Origin of the sequence: Erwinia phyllosphaerae, from assembly GCF_019132875.1 — a bacterium.
Lineage (GTDB): Bacteria > Pseudomonadota > Gammaproteobacteria > Enterobacterales > Enterobacteriaceae > Erwinia > Erwinia phyllosphaerae.
This window is the reverse complement of sequence record NZ_JAHSPF010000002.1, coordinates 174,929-200,974: the sequence shown is the minus strand read 5'-3', so window position 1 is coordinate 200,974 and position 26,046 is coordinate 174,929. Positions and strand designations below refer to the sequence as shown.

21 protein-coding genes are annotated in these 26,046 nt (G+C 56.8%); 11 read left to right on the top strand and 10 right to left on the bottom strand.

What is annotated here, in order from left to right:
- Positions 1-27: 27 nt before the first annotated feature.
- The 6 genes from fhuB to hrpB all read right to left on the bottom strand — a co-directional run bounded on the left by fhuB (position 28) and on the right by hrpB (position 11,307).
- The gene (fhuB, locus tag KUE00_RS04130) at positions 28-1,998 is read right to left on the bottom strand and encodes a Fe(3+)-hydroxamate ABC transporter permease FhuB (RefSeq protein WP_246758266.1); all 1,971 of its coding nucleotides are present in this window, start codon (positions 1,996-1,998) and stop codon (positions 28-30) included.
- Positions 1,995-2,873, bottom strand: coding sequence for a Fe(3+)-hydroxamate ABC transporter substrate-binding protein FhuD (fhuD, locus tag KUE00_RS04125; RefSeq protein ID WP_246758265.1), 879 nt, complete (start codon positions 2,871-2,873; stop codon positions 1,995-1,997). Before fhuD ends, fhuB begins: the two co-directional genes overlap by 4 nt.
- Before the next feature lie 10 nt (positions 2,874-2,883).
- Positions 2,884-3,672, bottom strand: a complete 789-nt coding sequence (fhuC, locus tag KUE00_RS04120) for a Fe3+-hydroxamate ABC transporter ATP-binding protein FhuC (protein WP_246758264.1) — start codon at positions 3,670-3,672, stop codon at positions 2,884-2,886.
- Positions 3,673-3,718: 46 nt separating this feature from the next.
- On the bottom strand, positions 3,719-5,908 hold the full coding sequence (gene fhuA, locus KUE00_RS04115; RefSeq protein ID WP_246758263.1) for a ferrichrome porin FhuA: 2,190 nt from the start codon (positions 5,906-5,908) through the stop codon (positions 3,719-3,721).
- A 350-nt stretch (positions 5,909-6,258) separates the two neighbouring features.
- On the bottom strand, positions 6,259-8,781 hold the full coding sequence (gene mrcB / locus KUE00_RS04110; protein ID WP_246758262.1) for a bifunctional glycosyl transferase/transpeptidase: 2,523 nt from the start codon (positions 8,779-8,781) through the stop codon (positions 6,259-6,261).
- Between the two features lie 90 nt (positions 8,782-8,871).
- Positions 8,872-11,307, bottom strand: a complete 2,436-nt coding sequence (gene hrpB, locus KUE00_RS04105; protein WP_246758260.1) for an ATP-dependent helicase HrpB — start codon at positions 11,305-11,307, stop codon at positions 8,872-8,874.
- Between the two features lie 68 nt (positions 11,308-11,375).
- Between hrpB and thpR the strand changes: the two genes are divergently transcribed.
- The 9 genes from thpR (at position 11,376) to panD (ending at position 18,384) form a co-directional block, all read left to right on the top strand.
- Positions 11,376-11,915: an RNA 2',3'-cyclic phosphodiesterase gene (gene thpR, locus KUE00_RS04100; protein WP_246758258.1), complete on the top strand. Its 540-nt coding sequence runs from the start codon at positions 11,376-11,378 to the stop codon at positions 11,913-11,915.
- Positions 11,912-12,616 (top strand): DNA/RNA nuclease SfsA, encoded by a 705-nt coding sequence (sfsA, locus tag KUE00_RS04095; RefSeq protein WP_246758257.1) that lies wholly within the window; start codon positions 11,912-11,914, stop codon positions 12,614-12,616. Before thpR ends, sfsA begins: the two co-directional genes overlap by 4 nt.
- Before the next feature lie 167 nt (positions 12,617-12,783).
- Complete coding sequence (dksA, locus tag KUE00_RS04090; RefSeq protein WP_246758256.1) at positions 12,784-13,239, top strand: RNA polymerase-binding protein DksA; 456 nt, start codon at positions 12,784-12,786, stop codon at positions 13,237-13,239.
- Positions 13,240-13,292: 53 nt separating this feature from the next.
- Positions 13,293-14,168, top strand: a complete 876-nt coding sequence (gluQRS, locus tag KUE00_RS04085; protein WP_246758662.1) for a tRNA glutamyl-Q(34) synthetase GluQRS — start codon at positions 13,293-13,295, stop codon at positions 14,166-14,168.
- Between the two features lie 171 nt (positions 14,169-14,339).
- Complete coding sequence (gene pcnB / locus KUE00_RS04080; protein WP_246758661.1) at positions 14,340-15,758, top strand: polynucleotide adenylyltransferase PcnB; 1,419 nt, start codon at positions 14,340-14,342, stop codon at positions 15,756-15,758.
- Complete coding sequence (gene folK / locus KUE00_RS04075; protein WP_246758255.1) at positions 15,755-16,231, top strand: 2-amino-4-hydroxy-6-hydroxymethyldihydropteridine diphosphokinase; 477 nt, start codon at positions 15,755-15,757, stop codon at positions 16,229-16,231. The genes pcnB and folK overlap by 4 nt, the downstream gene beginning before the upstream one ends.
- Before the next feature lie 58 nt (positions 16,232-16,289).
- On the top strand, positions 16,290-17,084 hold the full coding sequence (gene panB, locus KUE00_RS04070) for a 3-methyl-2-oxobutanoate hydroxymethyltransferase (RefSeq protein WP_246758254.1): 795 nt from the start codon (positions 16,290-16,292) through the stop codon (positions 17,082-17,084).
- 15 nt (positions 17,085-17,099) lie between these two features.
- Entirely contained in the window at positions 17,100-17,954 is an 855-nt protein-coding gene (gene panC, locus KUE00_RS04065; RefSeq protein ID WP_246758253.1) for a pantoate--beta-alanine ligase, read from the top strand.
- 49 nt (positions 17,955-18,003) lie between these two features.
- Entirely contained in the window at positions 18,004-18,384 is a 381-nt protein-coding gene (panD, locus tag KUE00_RS04060; protein ID WP_246758660.1) for an aspartate 1-decarboxylase, read from the top strand.
- Positions 18,385-18,451: 67 nt separating this feature from the next.
- Here panD and KUE00_RS04055 read toward each other — a convergent pair whose 3' ends face one another.
- The 3 genes from KUE00_RS04055 to KUE00_RS04045 all read right to left on the bottom strand — a co-directional run bounded on the left by KUE00_RS04055 (position 18,452) and on the right by KUE00_RS04045 (position 22,578).
- Entirely contained in the window at positions 18,452-20,620 is a 2,169-nt protein-coding gene (locus KUE00_RS04055; protein WP_246758252.1) for a hypothetical protein, read from the bottom strand.
- A 264-nt stretch (positions 20,621-20,884) separates the two neighbouring features.
- The gene (locus KUE00_RS04050) at positions 20,885-21,655 is read right to left on the bottom strand and encodes an ABC transporter permease (protein WP_246758251.1); all 771 of its coding nucleotides are present in this window, start codon (positions 21,653-21,655) and stop codon (positions 20,885-20,887) included.
- Entirely contained in the window at positions 21,652-22,578 is a 927-nt protein-coding gene (locus KUE00_RS04045; RefSeq protein WP_246758249.1) for an ABC transporter ATP-binding protein, read from the bottom strand. The genes KUE00_RS04050 and KUE00_RS04045 overlap by 4 nt, the downstream gene beginning before the upstream one ends.
- Before the next feature lie 107 nt (positions 22,579-22,685).
- On the opposite strand from KUE00_RS04045, the gene can reads away from it, so the two are divergent.
- Positions 22,686-23,351: a carbonate dehydratase gene (can, locus tag KUE00_RS04040; protein WP_246758248.1), complete on the top strand. Its 666-nt coding sequence runs from the start codon at positions 22,686-22,688 to the stop codon at positions 23,349-23,351.
- Between the two features lie 62 nt (positions 23,352-23,413).
- Here can and hpt read toward each other — a convergent pair whose 3' ends face one another.
- Positions 23,414-23,950: a hypoxanthine phosphoribosyltransferase gene (gene hpt, locus KUE00_RS04035; RefSeq protein WP_246758247.1), complete on the bottom strand. Its 537-nt coding sequence runs from the start codon at positions 23,948-23,950 to the stop codon at positions 23,414-23,416.
- 469 nt (positions 23,951-24,419) lie between these two features.
- Here hpt and KUE00_RS04030 point away from each other — a divergent pair, with 469 nt between their 5' ends.
- On the top strand, positions 24,420-26,033 hold the full coding sequence (locus tag KUE00_RS04030; protein ID WP_246758659.1) for a ShlB/FhaC/HecB family hemolysin secretion/activation protein: 1,614 nt from the start codon (positions 24,420-24,422) through the stop codon (positions 26,031-26,033).
- Positions 26,034-26,046: the final 13 nt, after the last annotated feature.

The window sequence follows — 26,046 nt, the reverse complement described above, 5'->3', positions numbered from 1 at the left end:
CGGCCCCCTGGCGCATGGACGCGCCCTTCACACCTTCCGCAGCAGATAAATAAAATAAGGCGCACCGATAAACGTCGCCAACAGCCCCGCCGGCACCTGCGCCGGGAAGGCCACCATGCGTCCGCACCAGTCTGCAATCATCATCAGTCCGCCACCCAGCAACACTGCAATGACCAGCTGTGGAAGCGCACGCCGGAAGCCCAGCATCCTCGCGATATGCGGTGCCATCAGGCCCACAAAGCTAAGCGGCCCGATGGTTAGCGTTGCTGCCGCCGTCAGCGCCGCCGCCAGCAATAAAAGCGCCATCCGCGACGTTCTGAGCGCTACGCCGAGCGAGCGAGCCGTTTCCCCACCTAACGGCAACAGCGTCAGCCAGCGTCGACACAGCGGCGTCAGGGCCAACAGGACCGTCGCGATAATTGCCGTGCGCATCGCCTGGCGACCATCAACGTTATAGGTTGAACCAGAAATCCACGTCATCAGCTCGGCCATGCGCGGATCGCCGCTGGCCATCAGCAGCAATAACAACGTGGCGAAAGCGGTACTCAACGCCATCCCCGCCAGCAACATTCGCTCCGGCGAAAAGCCGCCGCGACCGCCAACAAAGGTAATTATCAGCAGCGTCGCCGCCGCGCCAAGACTGCCAGCGGGTAACAGCCAGCCAAAGGCATCGCCCGGCACCAGGAACAGCATCACCACCACGCCAAACGCCGCGCCGGAGCTGATCCCTAACACCTCCGGGCTGGCCATCGGATTTCCGGTTAAACGCTGCACCAGACACCCGGCTGCGCCAAGCATCATGCCCGTGGCTAAGGCGGCTACCAAACGCGGCATCCGCCACGGCAGCAGCTGTTGCCATAGTTCACCGCTCGCCCACTGCCAGCCGTGTGCTCCCCGGCCAAAGCTGAGCGAGACCAGGGTCAGAATCAACAGCAATGCTACACCGCCAAGGCTCCACCACCACAAATGATGCCGCTCGGCCGGAACGCGATCGCCCTGATTCATAGCAGGTGCCGCAGCAGAGGCGCGCAGCCGTGGCAGCAGCCACAGCAGCAGCGGCGCGCCGATAATCGCGGTGGCCGTGCCGGTTGAAACTTCCTGCCAGCGAGCGGCCAGCCAGAGTACGCTTTGGTCGGCCAGCCACAGCAGCAGCATGCCGATAAAAGGCGCTAACAGCATCCGGCTAAGCAGCCGCCTTGCGCCCAGCATTTTTGCCAGCAGCGGCGCAAACAGCCCGATAAAGCCGATTACGCCAGCGGCGTTGACCAGCTGCGCGCTGAGCACAATCGCCAGCGTCAGTACGCCAAACCTTGCCAGTGAAAGCGCCAGGCCAAGGTTTTTCGCCACGCCGTCGTCCAGCCCCATAAGCGTCATCGGCCTTCGCAATAGCAGCGCCAGCAGAAAACCTACCAGCAGCTTCGGCCAGAGAAACGTGACGTTATTCCAGTCCATCTGGTTAAGCGAACCCGTTCCCCACAGAAAAATATTTTGTAGCCGGTCGTGATGAAATAAGCCAATAAGCTGGTTAACCGCGCCGCAGTACAGCGACAGCACCAGGCCCGCCAGAATCAAGGTGACCGGAGAAAGCCTTTTGCCCCAGGCAATGCCAAACACGAGCAGCCCGATAACCAGTGCGCCGAGCATCGCGGCAATTTGTTGACTGAACAGCGGCAGGCTCCACAGCGCGGCTACCGTCAGCCCAAGCTGCGCGCCGGTTGCCACGCCAAGCGTTGTGGGTTCTGCCAGCGGATTACGCAGCACCTGTTGGAACAGCAAACCAACCAGTCCCAGCCCCGCGCCGACCAACAGCGACAGCGTCAGGCGCGGCAGCAGGCTGTAATGAAAAAGCATCTGGCTGACGTTATCCGGGCTGGCGGCTTTTATCGCGCCCAGCCACTGCGCAGGCGGCAGCTGCTGGCTAAAGTTTTCATAAGTCAGGCCGAGCGCCAGCAGCAGCAACAGCGCCAACAACAGGACAGGAAAGCGTAATGGTTTCATAGCGACTCCAGCGCGCGGTTAAGCGACTGGCAAAAACGCATTGCGGAAAGCGTCGCGCCATAAAACCAGACCTGGGGAACGCGGCAGAAACGCTTCTCGCGCACAAAGGCAAAAGATTGCCAGAGCGGCGTCGCGCTTACCTGCTGCATTAAATTATCGTCACCGTGGGCAAAGCAAATCACATCTACATTATCCATGGTTGCCAGCCGCTCCAGGCCCACTACCGCGCTTCCCCAAAAGTTAGTTTCGCCTTGCCAGGCGCTGGTTAGCCCCAGCTCGTCCATGACCTGCAAAAACAGGCTTCCTTTGCCAAAAACCAGCGCGTGGCGCGCATCCAGCAGCGACATCAGCAGCACGGGCCGCTGCGCCTTACCGGCAATACGCGCTCTGGAAGTGGCCATAAAGGCATCAAACTCCAGCAGATGCTGCTGTGCCTGCGGCACGCGATCGAGACGTTCGGCGAGCTGCATTAAAGATTTTCGCGCCATCGTCAGCGGCTTACCGCTGGCATCGCTGAAGGCGAAACCCATGGCTGGCGCAATGCGCGCAATCTTTTCCGCAGACGGGCCATAGCCGGAAGAGTAGAGAATAAGGGAAGGCCGCATCTGGATCATCAGTTCCAGATTGGGTTCAGTACGCAGACCAACGTCCACCGTTGCAGCGGGCAGCTTTGGTTCGCCGACCCACAGCTGATAGTTGTACATTTCCGCCACGCCCATCGGCATCACGCCAAGCGCCAGCAGCAGCTCGGTCGGCAGCCACTCCAGCGAGATAATACGGCTGTCGTCAACGGATGCGGCGCGTGCGCCGAGCGCGGGCAGCCACGGCGATAGCGCCATCGCCATCAGCAAACGGCGGCGAAAAAAGTCCGGCATGGTCGTCCCTTTAATAAACAAAGCTCACCGGCGTACCGCCGTCCGGATGCGGCAAAATCCCCATCGGAATACCATAGATTTCTTGCAGTACCCGTGGCTGCATAATTACGCTGGCATCGCCCTGCGCTATCATCTCGCCGCTGCGTAGCGCCACCAGACGATCGCAATAGCGCGCGGCCATATTGATATCGTGCAGCACGGCGATAACCGTTAATCCGCGCTCGCGGCTAAGGCGTTGAATAAGCTTCAGCACTTCTACCTGATGCGCAATATCCAGCGCAGAAGTGGGTTCATCCAGCAGCAGGCAGCGGCTGTTTTGCGCCACCAGCATCGCTATCCACGCACGCTGGCGCTCGCCGCCGGAAAGGCTGTCGACCAGACGTTGCGCAAAAGGGTTGAGTCCCACCAGCGCAATAGCTTCCTCGACGCGCTCACGGTCTTCCACGCCAAAGCGGCCCAGCGCGCCATGCCACGGATAGCGCCCCATCGCTACCAGCTCCCGTACCGTCATGCCTTCGGCCGGCGGCAGCTGCTGCGGTAAATAAGCCACTTCACGGGCGAAAAGCTTGCCGGGCCATTGTGCCAGCGCCTTATCGTTAAGCGTTATTTCGCCGCCGGTTGCCGCATGATGACGACCTAACAGTTTTAATAACGTGGATTTGCCGGAGCCGTTATGGCCTATCAGGCCACAAACTTTCCCGGCCGGAAAAGTCAGCGAAAGAGGCTGAAGCAGCACTCGTCCAGGCACGGCAAAAGTAGTTTGATGCAGCGAGAAGGTGCTGTCGGTAAGAGGATGCATAACAATCTTCTGTCTGACGGGCGCGGCGAACCGCGCCCGATGTCGATTAGAAACGGAAGGTAGCAGTACCGACAATTTGACGCTCGGCGCCCCAGTAGCAGGCGTAGTCGCGGTAGCAGCTGGCAACGTAATCGCGATCGAAGAGGTTGCTGACGTTCACGCCAACCGACGAGCCTGGCAGCCCGAAACGGCCCAAATCGTATTTCACTACGGCGTCAACGGTAGTGTAACCCGCTACGCTAAAGTTCTGGTTAGCATTGGTGCCGGTGCTGTACAGGCTCTTGCTTTCACCCACGTAACGTAAACCTGTCCCCACGGTCAGGCCGGACAGCGCCGTTTCGTGGAAGGTGTAATCCGCCCACAGCGATGCCATATTTTTCGGCACCTCTACCGGCGTTTTGCCTTTCAACAGCGTATCGTGGGTATATTCCGCGTCGGTATAGGTGTAAGACGCCGTCACGTTAACGTTAGCATTAACGGCCGCTTTCGCTTCCAGCTCAACGCCGCGCGAACGGATTTCACCGCTCTGCACGCTATAAGCTGAATCAGCCGGATCGGCCGTCAGGTTTTTCGTTTTGGTCAGCTGGTAAAGCGCACCGGTAATAACAATCGGGCGGTCTTTCGGCACGTATTTCACGCCTGCTTCATACTGCTTCGCGCGTGAAGGATCGAACACCTGCCCTTCTTTAGTCGTACCCGAAGTTGGAATAAAGGATTCGCTGTAGCTGAAGTACGGCGCAACGCCGTTATCAAAGACGTAGTTCAGACCGCCGCGCCAGGTAAAGGCCTGGTCGTGGCTTTTCGTCAATGCACTGGAGTCGCGGTTATACGCCGAGGTCATAGCGTAATCGTAGCGGCCGCCCAGCGTCATTACCCAGCGATCCCACTCCATCTGATCCTGCGCATAAAGCCCGGTCTGCTGCTGCTTGTTCAGATAGTGGTAAGGGAATGTGATGGTGGTGCTGTCGTTGCCGTACTGCGGATTCAGCGCATTGAGGGACGACGCCGTTCCAAAGCCCGCGTTGATATCGTTGCGCGTGCGCTGATAGTCGACGCCCAGCAGCAACGTATGATCCAGCTCTCCGGTGGCAAATTTAGCCTGCGCCTGGTTATCCAGCGCAAACTGGTTCAGCTCTTCTTCTGAACCGGCGTAAGCGCGGGTAATCGAGTTGCTCGCGCTGTCATAGCCGTTGCCATAGATGCTGCGATAGTCGGTACGCAGATCGGCATAGCGCAGATTCTGGCGCACGGTCCAGGTATCGTTAAAGCTGTGCGAGAAGTTATAACCCACCATTTTGGTGTTGCGGGAGATCTTGTTGCTCGCTTCGCCTTCGTCAAAGTCGCTAGAAAGCTTGTGCTGCTTGCCGCTGGCATCGGTAATGGGCACCACCGTGCCTTCACGCGGCAGCCAGCCGTAATAGCCGGTTTCAGGTTCGTTCTGGAAATAGGTCAGCAGCGTGAAGTTGGTGTTTTCATCGGGCTGCCAGCTGAAGGAAGGCGCAATGGTATAGCGCTTTTCTTTCTGCATATCCTGCTGCGCATCCTGGCTGCTCGCCTTGCCGGTCAGACGATAAGAGTAAACGCCATTGTCATCCAGTGCGCCGCCAAAATCGAAGCCGGTCGAGAACAGGTTATCCGTGCCCATCTGAAACTGCACTTCGCGCAGCGTTTCCGTGGTTGGACGCTTACTGACCAGCGCTACGACGCCGCCAGGGTTGCTCTTGCCGTAAAGTACGGAAGCCGGGCCGCGCAGCAGTTCGGCGCGCTCCAGGAAGTAAGGATCGATGGCAAATTCAGAATAGTTGTCGCCCTGGAGCTTCAGGCCGTCCAGATATTGATTGGTGTTAGTTTCGCTAAAGCCGCGGATTGACAGCGCATCAATCACCTGTGAACTGCCACGGTTGCCGGTCAGCACGCCTGGCGTGTAGCTAAAAGCTTCTTTAACCGTATTGGCATTACGCAGCGACATCTCTTCTTTAGTCACTACCGAAACGGACTGCGGATTTTTTTCAATCGGCGTATCCGTTTTCGTGCCGGTAGCGCTGCGTTTGGCGGCGATAGTTGGCGCCGGCCCCCAGGCATTTTCGCTGCCCGTATCGGCGCTGGCGCTAACGGTAATCGTCTTTTCGCTGGCGGCAAAAGCGGAAGAAGAAAGTGCGAGAGCAACAAAACAGGCCAGACGGCATAAATGTGTGTTCACTGGCAAAGCTGATGATTTCAAAGCTGAAAGAGCCATTTAGCGATTCTCTGGATGAAAAAGTTGAATGTAAACGAGAATTATTATTATAACGAGAGGATATTATGCGAATTGGCGAAAGTTTCGCAAGAGAAAATCCGCTGCTTTTTGACCAGATCACGGTAAAAACGCGCTTAAAAATGTGAAAACGAAGGGCTGATTTTTGTGTCAGGACGAAAGGCGTGTTTTATGACTTTCAGAAGCAACCGGTAAGCGAGGTTGAGAGAGTAAACTTTCCAGTGCCGATAATGTAGTGGCTTGCATCAGGCTGTCTTTCATTGCGATCGTGCGGACAATGCTCCCCATAAAAAAACCGGCCCACAAGGAGCCGGTTTTCTTCATCACGTCAGTTACTTACCAAACATATCTTTAATCCAGCCCGCCACGCCATCGGCGTCCTTTTGCTCATTCTGCGGCGGCGGCTGCTGTTGCTGCTGTTGCTGCATTTGCTGTTGCTGCTGCTGAATCTGCTGCTGTTGCTGCTGGCAGAGCGCGTTGGCATCGGTCGTCCAGACCGGCAATGTCCGCCAGCTGCTGCTGCCCGTGCCGCAGACAAAATTGCCTGCCGAATCAACGTTCATCGGCGCAATATCTTCCGGTGGCGTTGGCATCAGCGGCATCGGTGCCTGGTTGTCCAGATAGCGACGGTAAATCTGCATCGCGCCGCTGGCACCATACAGTTTGGTGGTCTGGTTGTTATCACGGCCAATCCAGGTGATAGCGACTTCTTTACCATCCACGCCCGCAAACCAGCTGTCGATTTGGTTATTGGTGGTACCGGTTTTCGCGGCCAGATGCGCTTTCGGATAACGTACACCCAGCGCGTGCGCCGTGCCCTCTTCCGCAACCTGCTGCATAGCGTACAGCGTCAGGTAAGCGGCCTGAGCCGGAACGGTGCGTTCAGCCTGCGGGAAGCTCTGATAAAGCACGGTGCCATCTTCCGCAATAACCGAGCGCAATGCCGAAAGCTGCGCACGGTTACCGCCGCTGGCGATGGTCTGGAACGCCTGCGCCACTTCAACCGGCGTCAGGTTCAACGCGCCCAGCAGCATCGCCGGAACCGCCTGCAGCTGATCTTTCGACACGCCCAGTTTACCCCAGGTATCTACAACCTGCGGCAGGCCCAGCGTCATCCCCAGGTTTACCGTTGGCACATTCATTGAGTGCGCCAGCGCGTCTACCAGCATGACCTGGCCGCTAAAGCGATGGTCATCGTTCTGCGGTTTCCAGATCTGCCCATTTGGCTGCTTCAGCGCAATCGGGTTATCGGCAATCCAGGTATTCAGACGGTAGCTATCCGGCTGGCTCAGCGCGGTCAGATAGGTCGCAGGCTTCGCCAGAGAACCAATTGAGCGGCGCGCCTGAAGCGCACGGTTATAACCGGCAAACTGCGGATCGGCACCGCCCACCATAGCGCGGACTTCGCCGCTGAAGCGGTCAACGATCACCATGGCGGTTTCCAGATCCTTCAGGCCACGCTGTTTGCGCAGGGCAGGAATTCCCTCTTCCACCGCTTTTTCTGCCGCATCCTGCGACACGGGATCCAGCGTGGTGAAGATTTTCACGCCGGACAGATCTTTCACCTTATCGCCCAGCTTCGCCTGTAGCTCGTTGCGCACCATCTGCATAAAGGCAGGCTGTGGCGTAATCACGCCGCCTTTCGGCTGCACGCCAAGCGGACGCGCGCTAAGCATGTCATACAGCTCCTGGTCGATCACCTTCTGCTGTTGCAGCAGGCGCAGCACCAGATTACGACGCTCCAGCGCCAGCTTTGGATTACGCCACGGATTGTACAGCGACGCGCCTTTCACCATGCCCACCAGCAGCGCCTGCTGATCCAGGCTCAGCTCATCCACCGGACGGCCAAAGTAGTAAAGGCTGGCCAGCGGGAAGCCGCGGATCTGATCGTTGCCCGCCTGCCCCAGGTAAACCTCATTCAGATAGAGTTCAAGAATGCGGTCTTTGCTGTAGCGCGCGTCCATGATCAAAGCCATATAGGCTTCGTTGGCCTTACGCCACAGCGAACGCTTGTTGGTCAGAAACAGGTTTTTTACCAGCTGCTGCGTCAGCGTACTGCCGCCCTGCACCGCTTTACCCGCCGTGATGTTTGCCAGAAACGCGCGGCCAATAGAGTAAAGGCTGATGCCGTCATGCTGATAGAAATGGCGGTCTTCGGTCGCGACCAGCGTATCCACCAGCAGATCCGGGAAACCTGCGCGCGGCACAAACAGGCGCTGCTCGCCGTTTGGCGATTGCAGCATGGTAATCAGGCGAGGATCGAGGCGGAAGAAGCCAAAGTCACGGCCGTTGTCGAGGTTTTTAATCTCGGTCAGCGAGTCGTTATTAAAGCTCAGGCGCGCGCGGATTTGCCCTTCTTTGCTGTCCGGGAAGTCAAACGGACGGCGGATCATCTCAATGCTGTTACCCTGAACGGTAAACTCGCCGGGACGCGTCATGCGCGTGACCTCACGGTACTGCGTCCCTTCCAGCAGCGCGATCATCTCTTTTTTGTTATAGGCCATGCCGGGTTCAAGGTTGACCATGCGGCCATAAACCGTGGCGGGCAACTGCCAGACTTTGCCGTCAATACGGCTGCGGATCTGTGAATCCAGGTAAACGCCATATACCGCCATCACGACGATAAATATCAGCAGCAGCTTAATCATTAAGCTTAGCCAGCCTCTTTTTTTACGCGGCGGGCCTCCCTTTCCTGTTCCTTTTCCTTTACGTGGCACGGCTACTGTCTCCTCGTTATCCTGGTCATCCTGAAAATCAACATTCTCAATATCCCTGCGGCGACCTCGGCCCGTTGTTTTACGCGGGGGTGTGGGCTGTTTACCTTTACGCCCAATAGGTTCGCGATCGTCTGACATTCGTTTTTTTCTCCGGCGCCGCAGTCGGCAAGGCCGACTACTTTGTTCTTACATCAACTGCTGTGGAACGGGAACCTTCCGAAACGCGGATCAGGAAGGTGCAGAATACTTTTTGGTTCGCCGCGTAGGCTGGGCGTTTGCCGGATCGTCTGGCCAGAGATGTTTGGGATAGCGTCCCTTCATCTCTTTTTGTACTTCACGGTATGCACCTTGCCAGAACGCGGCCAGGTCACGGGTGATCTGTAACGGCCTTTGCGCAGGTGAAAGAAGCTCTAACACCAGCGGAATACGGCCGTTAGCCACGCACGGGTTCTGCGCTTCGCCAAACATCTCCTGTAACCGCACGGCCAGCACCGGCGGCTTCTCTTCGTCGTAACGGATTGGCAGCCGACTTTCGGTGGGCACAGTGTAATGAGTTGGCAGCACAGTATCCAGCAGCTGACGTTGCGGCCATGTGAGTAATTGTAATAACGCGTTGACACAATCTATCTGTTTTAACCCTTTTGCATCACGCACGCCGTTCATCATCGGCAGCAGCCATTTTTCCAGACTGGCCAGCAGTGCGGCCTCGCTGGCCGCTGGCCATGCCTGCTCCGGTAACCACGTAGCGGCACAGACCAGCCGTACGCGAAGCTGTTCCGCAGCGGTAGTCCAGTTCAGTACCGACAGTCCTTTATGGCGGATCCAGCGTAATATCGCAGGATGCAGCACTTCATCATCTGGCTTGCTCAGGGGCTGATTTTTTAAAACCAGCTCGCCGATCTGCTCGCGACGCCAGGCCGAAAGCGTGCCGCGTTCATCGTGCCATTCAACCTCGACGCGCTGCTCAAGGAGCTGCGGCCGCTGCTTAATCAGCGTCTCTATTTCCAGCGGCAGAGCCTGTAGCACTCTGGCATCCGGCTGCGCGCCGGTTTGCAGCAGTGCAGGCGCTATCAACCACTCATAGCGGGTTAACGCCGCTTCGCTGTCGAGCATGGCGCCCGTGCCGTTCGCCAGCTGGTAGCGACCATCGGCACCGCGACGGCGGGCGATACGGTCGGGAAAAGCATCAGCCAGTAAAGAAGGCGCTAAATCAGCATCAACGACACCACCGCTAACGCGAAGCCGCCGCTGAAGCTGAACGGCTCGTTTCTGCCAGTTTGGTTGTTGACGATGCAGCGCGTCACGCAAATCGACATTGCCGCGCGGCGGTTCTTCCAGGATAGCGACCAGCAAGGCCGCCGTGGCAACGCTGTCGGCATGTTCGCCTGCGTCAGCCAGCATGGCAGCAAAACGAGGTTCGCTACCCGTCGCGGCCATGCGCCGACCTTTTGCCGTTAGCTGGCCTGCATTATTGGTTGCGCCAAGCTGTTGCAGCAGGCGCTGCGCCTGGGCAAGACTGGCGGCTGGTGGCGTATCCAGCCAGCTTAACTGGGTAACGTCGTGGCAGCCCCACTGTAATAAATCCAGCCACAGCGAGCTTAAATCGCTTTGCAGGATCTCCGCATCGCCGTGGGCCGCCGCTCGTTCTGCCTGCTCCCTGGCAAGCAGATGAACGCAGATACCCGGCTCCAGACGGCCAGCGCGACCGGCGCGCTGGGTCATCGAAGCCTGGCTGACCCGCTGCGTTTGCAGCCGTGTTAAACCAGTACGCGCATCAAACAGCGCTGAGCGTTCCAGCGCGCTGTCCACGACCAGCCGGATACCTTCAATCGTCAGGCTGGTTTCCGCAATATTGGTTGCCAGTACCACTTTACGTCGACCGGCCGCAGCGGGAAAAATAGCCTTACGCTGTTCTGCCAGCGGCAGAGCGCCATATAAAGGACAAAGGTCGATATCGTTAGCGACCAGTGAAGAAAGATGCGTTTGCACGCGCTGGATCTCGCCCACGCCCGGCAAAAATAGCAGTAGCGAGCCGGCCTCTTCGCGCAGAAGCTGGCTGACCTGGCGCGCCACCGCCTCTTCAAAACGATAGCCGGATGATAAAGCAGCATAACGCCGCTCGACCGGAAAAGAGCGGCCTTCTGAGCAAATCATCGGCGCGTCCGGCAGCAGCGCCTGTAACCGTTGATTATCGAGCGTGGCCGACATCAGCAGGATCTTCAGATCGTCACGCAGCCCCTGCTGCACATCCAGCAGCAGCGCCAGCGCCAGGTCGGCCTGCAGGCTGCGCTCGTGAAACTCATCCAGGATCACCAGCGAAACGCCTTCCAGCATCGGATCCTGTTGCAGCATGCGCGTAAGAATACCTTCCGTGACCACTTCAAGCCGCGTTGACGGGCCGCTGCGGCTTTCCGAACGCATCCGGTAGCCCACGGTTTCGCCGGGCTGTTCCCCCAGCAGTTCTGCCAGCCGCTGCGCCACGTTGCGTGCCGCCAACCTGCGCGGTTCCAGCAGCAGAACGCGGCCGCTGACCTGCTGGAGAATTTGCAGCGGCAGCCACGTCGATTTCCCTGCGCCCGTCGGCGCTGCCAGCAATACCTGGTGTGATGTCTGCAATGCTGTCAACAGCTGAGGTAAAACCGCGCTGATAGGTAGTGAACTCACGTCTCTGCTCCTGGCCTTAAATTGCCGGGCATTGTAGCATTCCCGCATCGGTAATACCGGAGAGCATCATGAGTGAGCAAAAAAGGCTGTTTTTCGCCGTTGAACTGCCAAAAGAGAGCAGCCAGAGCATCGTTCAGTGGCGGGCCGCCACCTTTGCAGAAGAAGCCGGTCGCCCGGTAGCGGCGGCTAATTTACACCTTACGCTGGCCTTTTTGGGCGACGTCAGCGAAGAAAAAACGCAGGCGCTAAAGCAGATGGCGGGCAAAATTAAGCAGTCGCCGTTCGATCTTAAGCTGGATGATGCCGGACACTGGCCGCGTTCCGGCGTGGTGTGGCTGGGGCCAAAGCAGGCCCCGCGCGGGCTTTTACAGCTGGCGGCTATTCTGCGATCCCAGGCGGCTCGCAGCGGCTGTTATCAAAGTTCGCTCCCCTTTCATCCGCATGTAACATTACTGCGCCATGCTCTCCAGCCGGTTGCGTTGCCGCCGCGTAATTTTAGCTGGCAGTTTCGCGTCAGCCGCTTTGCGCTCTTTGAATCCGTTTTTGCCAAAGGCCGCACGCGTTACCGGGAACGGGCTGGCTGGACGCTGCAACAGGAAATTTTATGAATTTTTATCCTCCTTTGCGCCAGGCCACGCTGGTTAAACGCTATAAACGTTTTCTGGCCGACGTCATCACGCCAGAAGGTGCGGAATTAACGCTGCACTGCGCCAATACCGGCGCGATGACAGGTTGCGCCACGCCCGGCGACACGGTGTGGTATTCCACGTCACAGAGTCCGACAAGGAAATACCCGCACAGCTGGGAACTGACGCAGACGCAGCAGGGGCACTGGATTTGCGTCAATACGCTGCGCGCCAATACGCTGGTGAAGGAAGCGCTGCTGGCGCAAAGGATTCCGGAATTATCCGGTTATGCCAGCCTGCAAAGTGAAGTCAAATACGGCGCTGAAAAAAGCCGTATTGATTTCCTGTTAAAAGCAGATCAACGCGCCAACTGCTATATTGAAGTCAAATCCGTAACGCTCTTACATCTTGGTAGGGGATATTTTCCGGATGCGGTGACCGAGCGGGGCCAAAAGCATCTACGCGAACTGGCGAAGATTGCGGAAAATGGCGAACGCGCGGTACTTTTCTTTGCCGTTCTGCACTCGGGGATTGAGGACGTCACCCCGGCACGTCATATTGATGCGCAATACGCAGAACTTTTGGCTCAGGCACGCTTAAGCGGCGTTGAGGTGCTTTGCTATAAAGCAGGCTTTTCACCTGAAGGTCTTTTGCTTGAGAGGAAACTGGCGGTAAATCTGTAATGCACTGTATACGAAGACTCTTATCGTGCGCCAGATACGCTTTTCCTCACGCTCTTGTCAAGGGATGTTCAGGAATAATTGCCAACCTTAACCGCTTCTGCTATTTATAGCGGCCTGTTTTTATCCCCGTTGGGGATCGATAGTGCGTGTTATCCAGGAGAAACAACATGCAAGAAGGGCAAAACCGTAAAACCTCGTCCCTGAGTATTCTCGCCATTGCTGGTGTGGAACCCTATCAGGAGAAGCCGGGCGAAGAGTACATGAATGAAGCCCAGCTGGCGCATTTCAAGAAGATCCTTGAAGCCTGGCGTAACCAGCTTCGGGATGAAGTTGATCGCACCGTCACGCATATGCAAGATGAAGCCGCTAACTTCCCCGACCCGGTTGACCGGGCAGCACAGGAAGAAGAGTTCAGTCTTGAACTGCGTAACCGTGACCGCGAGCGCAAACTGATTAAGAAGATCGAGAAGACGCTGAAGAAAGTGGAAGATGACGATTTCGGCTACTGCGATTCCTGCGGCGTTGAAATTGGTATCCGACGTCTGGAAGCGCGTCCGACCGCCGATCTTTGCATCGACTGTAAAACGCTGGCGGAAATCCGCGAAAAACAAATGGCCGGTTAATGGCTAATGGATTGCGCAGTGAGGCTTCTGCTTCACTGCCTGTCTTTACTTCTATGTCGTCTTACATCGGGCGTTTCGCCCCCTCTCCTTCCGGTGAACTCCATTTTGGCTCACTGGTTGCCGCCCTTGGCAGCTATCTACAGGCACGCGCGCAGCACGGCAAATGGCTGGTGCGTATTGAAGATCTCGATCCGCCTCGCGAAGTACCAGGTGCTGCCCGGCGTATCCTTGAGCAGCTGGAACAGTACGGGTTGCACTGGGACGGCGAGGTGCTCTGGCAGTCGCAGCGGCACGCAGCCTACCGTGAAGCGCTGCACTGGCTGCAACAGCACGGCCATAGCTATTACTGCACCTGCACGCGCAGCCGTATTCAGCAAATCGGCGGCCTGTACGATGGCTACTGCCGGACGCGTAACTGCGGCCCCTCTGACGCGGCATTACGTTTGCGCGTCGATCGTCCCGTTAAGCATTTTTCTGATAATCTGCGTGGCGAAGTTGTCGCCGATGCCGCCCTGGCGCAGGAAGATTTTATCATTCATCGCCGCGACGGGCTGTTTGCCTATAACCTGGCAGTGGTAGTGGACGACCATTTTCAGGGCGTGACGGAAGTGGTCAGAGGCGCCGACCTGATTGAGCCGACGGTAAGACAGATAACCCTTTATCAGCGCTTCGGCTGGCCGGTGCCGGACTATCTCCACTTACCGCTGGCGACAGGCGATAACGGCAGCAAGCTTTCCAAGCAAAACCACGCGCGGCCTTTACCACAGGGCGATCCGCGTCCCGTGCTGGTCCGGGCGTTACGGTTTCTTGGCCAGCCGGTCAGCGACGGCTGGCAGGATGAGACGCTTGCCCATTTACTGGAACAGGCTGTCATCAAATGGAACCTGGCAACCGTGCCGCAGCAAAATGCACTGGTTCAGGATGTTTAACTTTCTGTTGTTCACGCCCGCCGGTGCGGCAGAGAAATATTGCCGTCAGCGCCCTTCCGAACCCAAAAGATACAGGGGATTCGAGATGATCATTCTCAAATGCGCCGCACTGAGCTATGATTAGCCGCTGTTTTTTATCGCTACGCGTAAACGTCACTATCGAGGTGTCCCATTTTTACCCGAGTTGCTAATTTTTGCCGAAAAGTTTTGAGCCGCGAAAGCGAAGCGCCAGTCGAGGTGGAAGAAGCGCCTCAGATGACCGTGATCCCGCGCGACGGTCATACTATCTCGCGTAAAGACATCAGTGAAAATGCCCTCAAGGTACTGTACCGACTGAATAAAGCCGGGTATGAGGCTTATCTTGTGGGTGGTGGCGTTCGCGATTTACTGCTGGGCAAAAAACCGAAAGATTTTGACGTCACCACCAACGCCACGCCGGAGCAAATGCGCAAGCTGTTTCGCAACTGCCGTCTGGTTGGACGTCGTTTCCGTCTGGCTCACGTCATGTTTGGTCCGGAAATCATCGAGGTTGCTACCTTCCGTGGCCACCACGAGGCCGAACAGCCGGAGTCGGATCGCAACAATTCGCAGCGTGGCCAGAACGGTATGCTGCTGCGCGACAATATTTTCGGTTCGATTGAAGATGATGCCCAGCGCCGCGATCTGACGATTAACAGCCTCTATTACAGCGTGGCTGACTTTAGCGTGCGCGACTATGTGGGCGGCCTGAACGACCTGCAACAGGGAATTATCCGCCTGATTGGCGACCCTGAAACGCGCTACCGTGAAGATCCGGTGCGCATGCTGCGCGTGATCCGCTTTGCCGCCAAGCTGGATATGAGCATTGCCGCTGAAACGGCAGAGCCGATTCCGCGCCTGGCGACGCTGCTGCATGATATTCCGCCAGCGCGCCTGTTTGAGGAAACGCTGAAGCTGCTGCAGGCTGGCTATGGCTACACGACCTATTTGCAGCTACGTGAATACCAGCTGTTCCAGCCGCTGTTCCCGCTGATTACCCGTTACTTTACGGAAAAAGGCGACAGCAATATGGAGCGGATGGTGATTCAGGTGCTGAAAAACACCGATAACCGTATTCACAACCAGATGCGCGTTAACCCGGCGTTCCTGTTTGCGGCAATGTTCTGGTATCCACAGCTGGAAATGGCGCAGAAGATCGCGCAGGAAAGCGGGCTGGCCTACTACGACGCCTTTGCGCTGGCCATGAACGACGTGCTGGACGAAGCGTGCCGCTCGCTGGCCATTCCAAAACGCATTACCACGCTGGTGCGCGATATCTGGCAGCTACAGCTTCGCCTGTCGCGCCGCCACGGCAAACGCGCCTGGAAGCTCATGGAGCATCCTAAGTTCCGCGCCGCCTACGATCTGCTGGCGCTGCGTGCGGAAGTGGAAAATAACCAGGAGCTGCTGCGTCTTTCCGCGTGGTGGGGTGAATTCCAGGTTGCCGCGCCGCCGCAGCAGAAAACCATGCTTAACACGCTGGGCGACGATCCGGTGCCGCGTCGCCGCACTCGCCGTCCGCGCAAGCGCGTTCCCGGTCCACGCCGCGACGGTAACAATACCAACGCATGAGGGCGTATCTCGCCTTAGGCAGTAACCTGGCGGATCCTTTGCATCAGGTGCGGGCCGCGCTTGATGCGCTGGCCGCCCTGCCGCAAACCCGGCTGCTTGCCACCTCTTCGCTTTACCGCACGCCACCTTATGGCCCGCCGGATCAGCCGGACTACCTTAATGCCGCCGTCCTGCTGGAGACCACGCTTGCGCCAGAAGCGCTGCTGGACCTTACCCAGCGCATTGAGCTGGAGCAGGGCCGCGTGCGCAAGGATGAACGCTGGGGGCCGCGCACGCTGGATCTGGACATCATGCTGTTCGGCAATCTCACGCTAAACACGCCGCGCCTGACCGTGCCGCATTACGATATGCATAACCGCGCCTTTATGCTGGTACCGCTGTTTGAAATCGCACCGGATCTTATCTTCCCCAACGGCACCTCGCTTAAAAGCCTTATCGCCACCCTGGACAGCAGCGCCATTCAACCCTGGTAGCCAGGCTTACGCACTTCCATTAAGATACGCCCACTAAAAAACTTTCTCAGAGGTTGCGATGAAACCGACGACGGTCTCTACTCTTCGCCAGTGGAAAAAGAGCGGGCGCAAATTCGCCTCTATTACCGCTTATGATTACAGCTTCGCCCGGCTGTTTGCCGACGAAGGGATCCAGGTATTGCTGGTTGGTGATTCGCTTGGCATGGTCGTGCAGGGACACGATTCCACGCTGCCCGTGACGCTGGAAGATATCGCTTACCACACTCGCCTTGTCCGTCGCGGTGCCCCGGCGGCGCTGCTGATGGCCGACCTGCCTTTTATGACCTTCGCTACCCCTGAGCAGACGTTTGCCAGCTCGGCTGAGCTAATGCGCGCCGGGGCCAATATGGTCAAAATTGAAGGCGGCGCGTGGCTGAGCGACACCGTTCGCCAGCTGGCAGAACGCGCGGTGCCGGTTTGCGGCCATCTGGGCTTAACGCCACAGTCGGTAAATATCTTTGGCGGCTATAAAGTTCAGGGCCGGGAAAGTGAAGCGGCAGAAACGCTGCTGGCCGACGCGCTGGCGCTGGAAGCCGCTGGCGCACAGATGCTGGTGCTGGAGTGCGTACCGGTGGCGCTGGCGCAGCGCGTAACCGAAGCGCTGGCCATTCCGGTTATCGGTATCGGTGCGGGCAACGTTACCGATGGTCAAATCCTGGTGATGCATGATGCCTTCGGCATCACCGGTGGGCACATTCCTAAATTCGCTAAAAATTTCCTGCTGGCAACCGGGGAAATGCGCGCGGCCGTCCGACAGTATGTGGCGGAAGTCGAGGCGGGAACGTATCCTGCCGATGAACACAGTTTTTACTGAGACGGGGAACTGCAAGTGCTGATTATTGAAACGATACCGATGCTGCGCCGTGAGATTCGTCGCTGGCGGCAGGAAGGCAAGCGCATTGCGCTGGTGCCGACGATGGGCAATCTGCATGACGGTCACATGACGCTGGTAGATGAAGCCCGCGAACGCGCCGACATTGTAGTCACGAGCATTTTTGTTAACCCCATGCAGTTTGAACGCGCCGACGATCTGGCTCGTTATCCGCGCACGCTGCAGGAAGATTGTGAAAAGCTGAACCGCCGCAAGGTGGATCTGGTGTTTGCACCCGCGCCTGCCGCCGTCTATCCCAAAGGGCTGGAAGAGCAAACCTTTGTCGAGGTGCCGGGTCTCTCTTCACTGCTGGAAGGTGCCAGTCGCCCGGGCCATTTTCGCGGCGTCTCCACTATTGTCAGTAAGCTTTTTAACCTTGTGCAGCCCGATCTGGCCTGCTTTGGCGAAAAAGATTTTCAGCAGCTTGCGCTGATCCGCAAGATGGTCACGGACATGGGCTACGACATTGAAATTGTCGGCGTACCTACCGTGCGCGCGAAAGATGGCCTTGCGCTCAGTTCGCGTAACGGTTATCTGACCGCTGACGAGCGTAAAATTGCGCCCGCGCTCAGCCGCGTAATGAACAGCATGGCGGAAAGATTGTCCAATGGAGAACGCTATGTGGACGAGATTGTCGCTGATGCCGAGGCCGCGCTGGCTATCCTGGGCTTGCGTGCTGATGGTCTGGCTATCGTTGATGCAGAAACGCTGCTGCCGCTGACGGTAGAAAGTAAAACGGCGACGATCCTGATGGCGGCCTGGCTGGGTAAAGCGCGTCTTATCGATAACCAGCAGGTTGATTTAACCGAATAAAAATTGCCGGCACGCGCTGGTATTGATGGGTTTTCACCAGAGGTAAATGATGAACCGTACTATGCTGCAGGGCAAACTGCATCGGGTTAAAGTGACTCAGGCAGATCTGAACTACGAAGGCTCCTGCGCCATTGACCAGGATTTTCTGGACGCTTCCGGTATTCTGCAATATGAAGCGATTGATATCTACAACGTGACCAACGGCCAGCGCTTTTCTACCTACGCTATCGCCGCCGAGCGCGGTTCGAAAATTATCTCCGTTAACGGCGCAGCCGCTCGCTGCGCCTGCGAAGGCGATATTCTGATTATCTGTTCATACGTTGAGATGCCGGATGCCGAAGCTCGCACATGGCAGCCGAAGGTAGCCTACTTTGAAGGCGATAACGTGATGAAGCGCCTGGCAAAAGCCGTTCCGGTCCAGGTTGCCTGATCCACAGGCGGGGGATCGCTCCCCCGCCCTTTTTTGCAGCTTACCCTCTCTTTTCCTGCCTGCTGGCTTACGCCTGTTTACTCTTACCCAATGGCTGCATTTCAATATTCTCCGTTACCGACTGTGGACGAGCAGCTGCGCTTTGCGGCGCTGGCCTTGCAGCTGGCGCAGACGTTGACGCCTGCGCGGTTTGTGCTGCGACCCGTGCGGCTGGCGTGGATGTTGCGGCCTGCACGGGTTGCGGTGTTGGTCGGGCAGCTGGCGTGGATGTTGAGGACTGTGCCGTTTGTGCTGCTGCCCGTGCGGCTGACGCGGATGTCGAAGCCGGCGTGGGTCGTGTTGTTGGCCGAGCGGCAGGCGTGGATGTTGAGGCCTGTGCCGTTTGTGCTGCTGCCCGTGCGGCTGACGCGGATGTCGAAGCCGGCGTGGGTCGTGTTGTTGGCCTTGCAGCTGGTGCAGACGTTGAGGCCTGTGCGGTTTGTGATGCTGGTCGTGCGGCTGGTGCAGACGTTGAAGCCTGCGCGGTTTGTGCCGCTGGTGCGGACGTTGAAGCCTGTGCCGTTTGTACGGCTGGTGCGGACGTTGAAGCCTGTGCCGTTTGTACGGCTGGTGCGGACGTTGAAGCCTGAGCGATGTGGGCCGCTGGCATTGCAGCTGGTGCAGGCGTGGAAGCCTGGCCGCCGTGTGTAACTGCCTGCAAAGGTATGGGTGCCGCAGGCTGTGGCTGAGGAGCAAACTGTCGTCTTATCTGCTCTCCCGCCCACTGATGAACGGAGGTTGCGGTATCAGAAACGTTGTTTTTCATCCTCCTCAGGCCATCGTCCAGTCTGTCGCCCGTCCTGACGGCGCTGTCCGCCAGTGAGTGAGCACCTTGCGCCATCAGGTCTTTGGCCTGTACCGCTTTATGTCCGGCTCCCGTCACGCCCTGCTGTAGCAGCTCCACGCTCTTATCTCTCAGCTCGCCGGTTTTCTGCCCGGCCAGGCTGTTCACCACTTTATCTGCCAGAAAATCGACCGCCTCATCGTTGCGGGTGGGTGCCGGCCCCGCTAACGCCCCGGCTACGCCCTGAAAAGCATAAGCCAGCGCGGCACCCACAAGGTTAACGGCCTGGTCTTTAGCAATTTCTTTGGGCGAGGTCAGTTCACCCGCGCCAATTCGCCCGGTTGCCGCATCGATTGCGGCAGAAGAAGCCGAGGTGACCGCCTCGCTCACGCCCGGATTACGGACAATGTTACGCAACGCGTTGTTTCCTGCCAGCGCCACTGCCAGCGCGCCAATTTCCGACACCATATTGCCGGAGGTAATATTTAGCGCGCCTTTCGCATAATTACGCGGCGTCATCAGGCTAAGCAGCAAGGTTTTTAATCTTTCCGCTCCGCCGGACGTCATCTGCTGCTTCACGCTGGTGTTTTTCAAAGACTCATACTGCGCTTTCCAGTCGGTACGCCCTAATAAGTATTCCGGGCCATGAGAAGCGCTGAACTTGTTAGTCAGTACATTTCCCGCCGCGCCTGCCGCCATACTCAGCACGTTGCTGGTATGCGACACCGCCTGGGGATTATTATGCGAAACCGTGGCGACCGTCCCTACCACGGCGTTACGGCCATCAAAGCCCAGGCCTCCCAGCGGAGCCAGTTTCAGGCTCTCTCCCAGTCCCTGGCGCTTTTTCAGCGCTTCCTGCATCTCAGGCTCCAGTTTTTCCGCATCGGCAGCCAGCCACATCGTATCCTTTACCACGTTAGCAAAAACCTTATCACCTACCGATTTGAGTACCATTGCCGTGGCCCCGTCGATCGCCCCCGCCAGGGCTTCCGATCCTGGCGACGTACCGGAGACGCCAGCCCCCAGCTTAAGTGCTCCCGACGCGTAGCCAGAAATAGCAAACGGAAAAGCCTTGACCGCGCCGCCTACCGCATCGCTGATGTAATCCATTTTCTGCGCTTTGGCCATGTTTGCAGCGATAGTTTCGGGCGTTTCTCCCATTGAGTGCAGCTCGGCGGCACGATCCTGCACGATATCATTCATCCCGCTGCTGCCGGGGAAATAGTTATTCAGATGGGTGGCAATATCACTGATAGCCTGCTGACGCGCGGCATCTGCCGTGGCAACGGTAGATCCGGATGGGCCTGCGGTGGTGTGTCGGGCGCGCGGCCCGTGGCTGGACGACGCCTGCGCTGAAGGCTCGGAGGATGTCGCCTGCCTAACGGTTGAAGGTAATGAATTAATACCGGCCATAAGTAAGTTCCAGGTTAAACAAGAAGATAACAGGCGCGCAGCCTGCCTGGTTTATCGTGATAACACTGGCCGTTCGGATACCAGAACAACGTATTCGCGATACGGTTGAGTGGCGATATGCGGGAAAGAGTTTGCGGCGGAATAAGGTTTTCTTATATTTAGTGATCGGTATCAAATAATTTCGGGTGGGAAATAGCACAAAGAAGAAGCTAAAAACGGGGGTGTTTATCCCTTCCCGTTGCAGGAAGGGATAAGAACTGAAGCTTAGGTTCGCAGACCTCTGCCGCGCTGGATCAGCGCCCAGACCAGCATATAAAACACGGCGATAAAGGCCACCAGTACCGCCAGGGTAAACACCAGCGGCACGTCGGAAATGCCCAGAAAACCAAAGCGGAAGCCGCTGATCATATAGACGATCGGGTTCAGCTTCGACACCATCTGCCAGAACGGCGGCAGCAGCGTCAGCGAATAGAACACGCCGCCCAGATAGGTTAACGGCGTCAGCACAAAGGTGGGAATGAGGCTGATATCGTCAAACGTCCGCGCAAACACCGCGTTCAGCAAGCCCGCCAGCGAAAACAGGATCGCGGTCAGCACCAGCGTTACCGCCACCATCAGCCAGGAATGCACATGGAAAGGCACAAAAAACAGCGAGATAGCCGTCACCAGCACGCCTACGCAGATGCCGCGCGCCACGCCGCCGCCAACGTAACCGGCAATAATGACGTGCGTCGGCACCGGTGCCACCAGCAGCTCTTCAATGTTGCGCTGAAACTTGGCGCTAAAGAAGGAAGATGCCACGTTGGCATAGGCATTGGTGATAACCGCCATCATGATCAGGCCCGGCACAATAAACTGCATATAGCTAAAGCCGTGCATATCGCCAATGCGTGAACCAATCAGGTTACCAAAGATAATAAAGTAGAGCGTCATGGTGATCACCGGCGGCACCAGCGTCTGGATCCAGATGCGGGCAAAACGGTTGATCTCTTTTCCCCAGATACTTTTCAGGGCGACCCAGTACAGATGTGTCATGCTTTTTCTCCTTTGCGACCGTTCACCAGGTCAACAAACAGCTCCTCAAGACGGTTAGCCTTGTTGCGCATACTTAATACTTTTACGCCCTGCTGGCTAAGCTGGCTGAAGACGCTGTTCAGTCCCTGCTCGCGCATGACTTCGACTTCCAGCGTTGACGTATCGACTAAGCGGTACTGAAAACCTTCCAGCTCCGGCAGCGGGCTTTTTGCCACCAGATCGAGAATAAAGGTTTCCGATTTTAGCTTGGACAGCAGCCCCTTCATGGTGGTGTTCTCCACCAGCTGACCATGCTGAATAATGCCGATATTGCGGCAAAGCATCTCTGCTTCTTCCAGGTAGTGGGTCGTCAGGATAATGGTGGTGCCTTTGGCATTCAGATCCTGAAGGAAGCTCCACATTGAACGGCGCAGCTCGATATCCACGCCCGCGGTTGGCTCATCCAGAATCAGCAGCTTGGGCTCATGCATCAGCGCGCGGGCAATCATCAGACGCCGTTTCATCCCGCCGGAAAGCATACGCGCCCGCTCGTTGCGTTTATCCCACAGGTCCAGCTGCTTAAGGTATTTTTCCGCTCGCTTCAGCGCATCAGCCTTTTCCACGCCGTAAAGGCCTGCCTGGCTGACCACAATTTGCAGCACGGTTTCGAACTGGTTGAAGTTAAATTCCTGCGGCACCAGGCCCAGCTGACGCTTGGCGTTGACCACGTCCTGCTGCAAATCGTAGCCAAACACCCGCACTTTACCGGCAGTTTTGTTTACCAGCGAACTGATAATGCCGATAGTCGTGGATTTGCCCGCCCCGTTTGGGCCAAGCAGCGCATAGAAATCACCCGCCTCTACGTTAAGGTCGATTCCCTTCAAGGCCTGAACGCCACCCGCATAGGTTTTGGTCAGTTTTTCGAGTTCCAGTGCATAAGTCATAGGTAAAGGATTGCCCTGTTTTGTATGGTTTTCTTGTTTAGCGTTTTAAATCACAGTTTGATGGCCTATATTACTGCCACGCATATCAAGTTATTGGCGCTATAAAAATGAAAGATATCGATACTCTCATTAGTAACAATCGCGAGTGGTCTCGCCTGCTGAAAGAAGAAAACCCGGCTTTTTTTGAAGGCCTGTCAGTGGCACAAAAGCCGCGTTTTCTCTGGATTGGCTGTTCTGACAGCCGTGTTCCCGCCGAACGTCTGACCGGCCTTGAGCCTGGCGAACTGTTCGTCCATCGCAACGTGGCTAACCTGGTTATCCACACGGATTTGAACTGCCTTTCCGTTGTGCAGTACGCTGTTGAAGTGCTGCAGGTAGAGCACATCATTATCTGTGGCCACTACGGCTGCGGCGGCGTCCAGGCGGCAGTTGAGAACCCGGAACTGGGCCTGATCAACAACTGGCTGCTGCATATCCGCGATCTGTGGTACAAGCATAGTTCTTCATTGAAACAGCTGCCGACACCGGAAGCGCGTTTTAACAAACTTTGTGAAATCAACGTGATTGAACAGGTTTATAACCTCGGCCACTCCACCATCATGCAGTCAGCATGGAAGCGCGGCCAGAATGTTAAAATTCACGGCTGGGTTTACGGTCTGCAGGATGGTCATCTGCACGACCTTGAGGTCGGCGCATCCAGCATGGACGTGCTTGAACAGCGCCACCATGATGGTATTGCTAACGCGCTGAAAGGCCTGCAAAACCCGAACTGATTTTCGGGCTGCATCATATATCAGGCCGGATAATCCGGCCTTAGTCGATCGTGCGGCAGAGGTTACTCTTCCAGCATCACCACGTGGCCTACATAAGGCAGATGACGATAGCGCTGGGCGTAGTCAATGCCGTAACCGACCACAAATTTATCCGGGATGGTAAAGCCGACATACTCCACCGGCACATCCACTTCACGACGTTCGGGCTTGTCGAGCAGCGTACAGATTGCCAGCGATTTTGGCTGGCGCAGGCTGAGGATCTCCCGCACTTTGCTCAGCGTGTTGCCGGAATCGATAATATCCTCCACGATTAACACATCCTTGCCGCGAATATCTTCATCCAGATCTTTCAGAATTTTCACATCACGCGTGGTAGACATGCCGCTGCCATAGCTGGAAGCCGTCATAAAATCGACCTCGTGCGATACCTCTATCTTACGGCACAGATCTGCCATAAACATAAAGGAACCGCGCAACAGCCCCACCAGCACCATTTCGCTGCCGCTATCGCGATAGTTTTCGGTAATCTGCTGGCCCAGCTCAGCGATGCGTTTAGCAATCTCCTGTTCAGAGATCATGACTTCTACAGTGTGTTTCATAAATCACATATCTCACTGATTTTATTCAGTTAAAAACCATGTAAAGCGTGTATAAAAAGTGAATATTGGTACGCCGAATATCGCACAATCCAGTACAGCAGCGATAGCATGAGAACTTTTCCAGGCGGGGATTATATCAGGGATTCCTGTTACGGTCAGAAAGCCTAAAGAAGCCTGCCCGTAACCTGCCTTAAAACACAACCAACTTAATAAGAAGAAGCCAGCATTCATATTGCTTCTATAAAAAATGTAACTTAGTATGTCCCGAAAAACCAAAAGACCCTGCATAATTAATGGTTTTTATAACCGCAACAATCAACACCTGAAAATGAGAGTTCAGGGTCAGGTGTTTGTATAGCCTGATTTTTTTGACAAGGATTCGTCAATGCCGAGATTTTCTCTTCTCGATCTTTTGCGCTATAAAAGCGCTTACCTTGTTCTTCTCGCGCTCTTTGTCGCGCCGCTGCCGATGGCGCAGGCTGCTGAAATCAACGAGCCACTGCTTCTACAGCAGCAGCGCCAGAAAGCGCTGGAACAACAGCTGACGCCGCCCGCGCCGGATGTGCGGCTTTCCCCGCCCTCTGCCGGCTTTGACCTGTTGTTTCCCGATGAAAAACCCTGCTTCCCGATTTCGCGGGTGACTCTCAACGGCAACGACGCTCTGCCACACTGGCTACCTCTGCAACGCCTGAGTAATCAGGCTGCTGGTCGCTGCCTGGGCGGCAAAGGCATTAATCTGCTGATGAGCACGTTACAAAATCGCCTGATCGACCACGGCTATATCACTACTCGCGTGCTGGCTCCGGCGCAAGATCTAAACAGCGGTGAACTAAAGCTGACTATCGTGCCGGGCAAGGTTCGTAAGGTTATCCTGATGCCTGACAGCGGCCAGTATATTTCGCTGTATAGCGCTTTTCCGGTTCACGCCGGTGTGCTGCTGGATTTGCGCGATATCGAACAGGGGCTGGAAAATCTCCAGCGGCTGCCGACCGTAGAGGCCAGCATGGAGATTATGCCGGGCGCGCAGCCGGGTGAAAGCGACGTACAGCTGCGCTGGCAGCAGAGTAGAATGTGGCGCGTCGGCGCCTCGCTGGATGATTCCGGCACCCGCAGTACCGGTCGCTATCAGGGCGGCCTCACGCTCTCGCTGGATAACCCCTTTTCCCTTAGCGATCTGTTTTATATTTCCGCCAGCAGCAGCCTGGAAAAGCATCACGATAAAGGCAGCAGCAACCTGACCGGGCATTACTCGCTGCCCTTTGGCTGGTGGACCGCCGGGCTGACCGTTAACAGCTATGACTATCACCAGCTGGTGGCAGGGCTAAATCAGGACTACCGCTACAGCGGCAAAAGCCAGAACCTGAATTTCCAGCTGAGCCGCGTGCTGCACCGTAGCGGCAGCCAGAAAACCACGCTGAGCTGGGACATGCTGGCGAAGGAGTCGAAAAACTTCATTAACGATACCGAAGTCGAAGTACAGCGCCGCCGTACCTCCGCGTGGCGCGTTGGCTTACAGCATCGTCACTATATCGCGCAGTCTACGCTGGATGCCGGAATAAGCTGGCAGCGCGGCACCCGCTGGTTCGGAGCGCTTTCCGCGCCGGAAGAATACTTTGGCGAAGCCACCGCGCTGTCCAAAATTCTTCAGCTATCCGCGCAGCTGGATATTCCTTTTGCGCTGGGCCAGCAGCAGTTCCGCTACAACGTGCAGTATCAGCGCCAGCTCAGCAATACGCCGCTGACGCCACAGGAACAGTTCGCTATCGGTAGCCGCTGGTCGGTGCGCGGCTTTGACGGTGAGCGCTCGCTAAATGCCGATCGCGGCTGGTTTGTGCGTAACGAACTGGCGTGGACAACGCCACTGCCGCAGCAGGCGCTCTACCTGGGCATTGACTATGGCGAAGTCGGCGGCAAAGGCACGGAAAACCTGGTCGGCAACCATCTGGCCGGTGGTGCCATCGGCCTGCGCGGACAGGCGTGTAAAACGGGCTATGAGCTGTTTGCGGCCGTGCCCTTTTCAAAACCGAACGGCTTTAAAACCGACCCGGTTTCGCTGGGTTTCAATCTCAACTGGCAGTACTGAATGAGCTGACAAG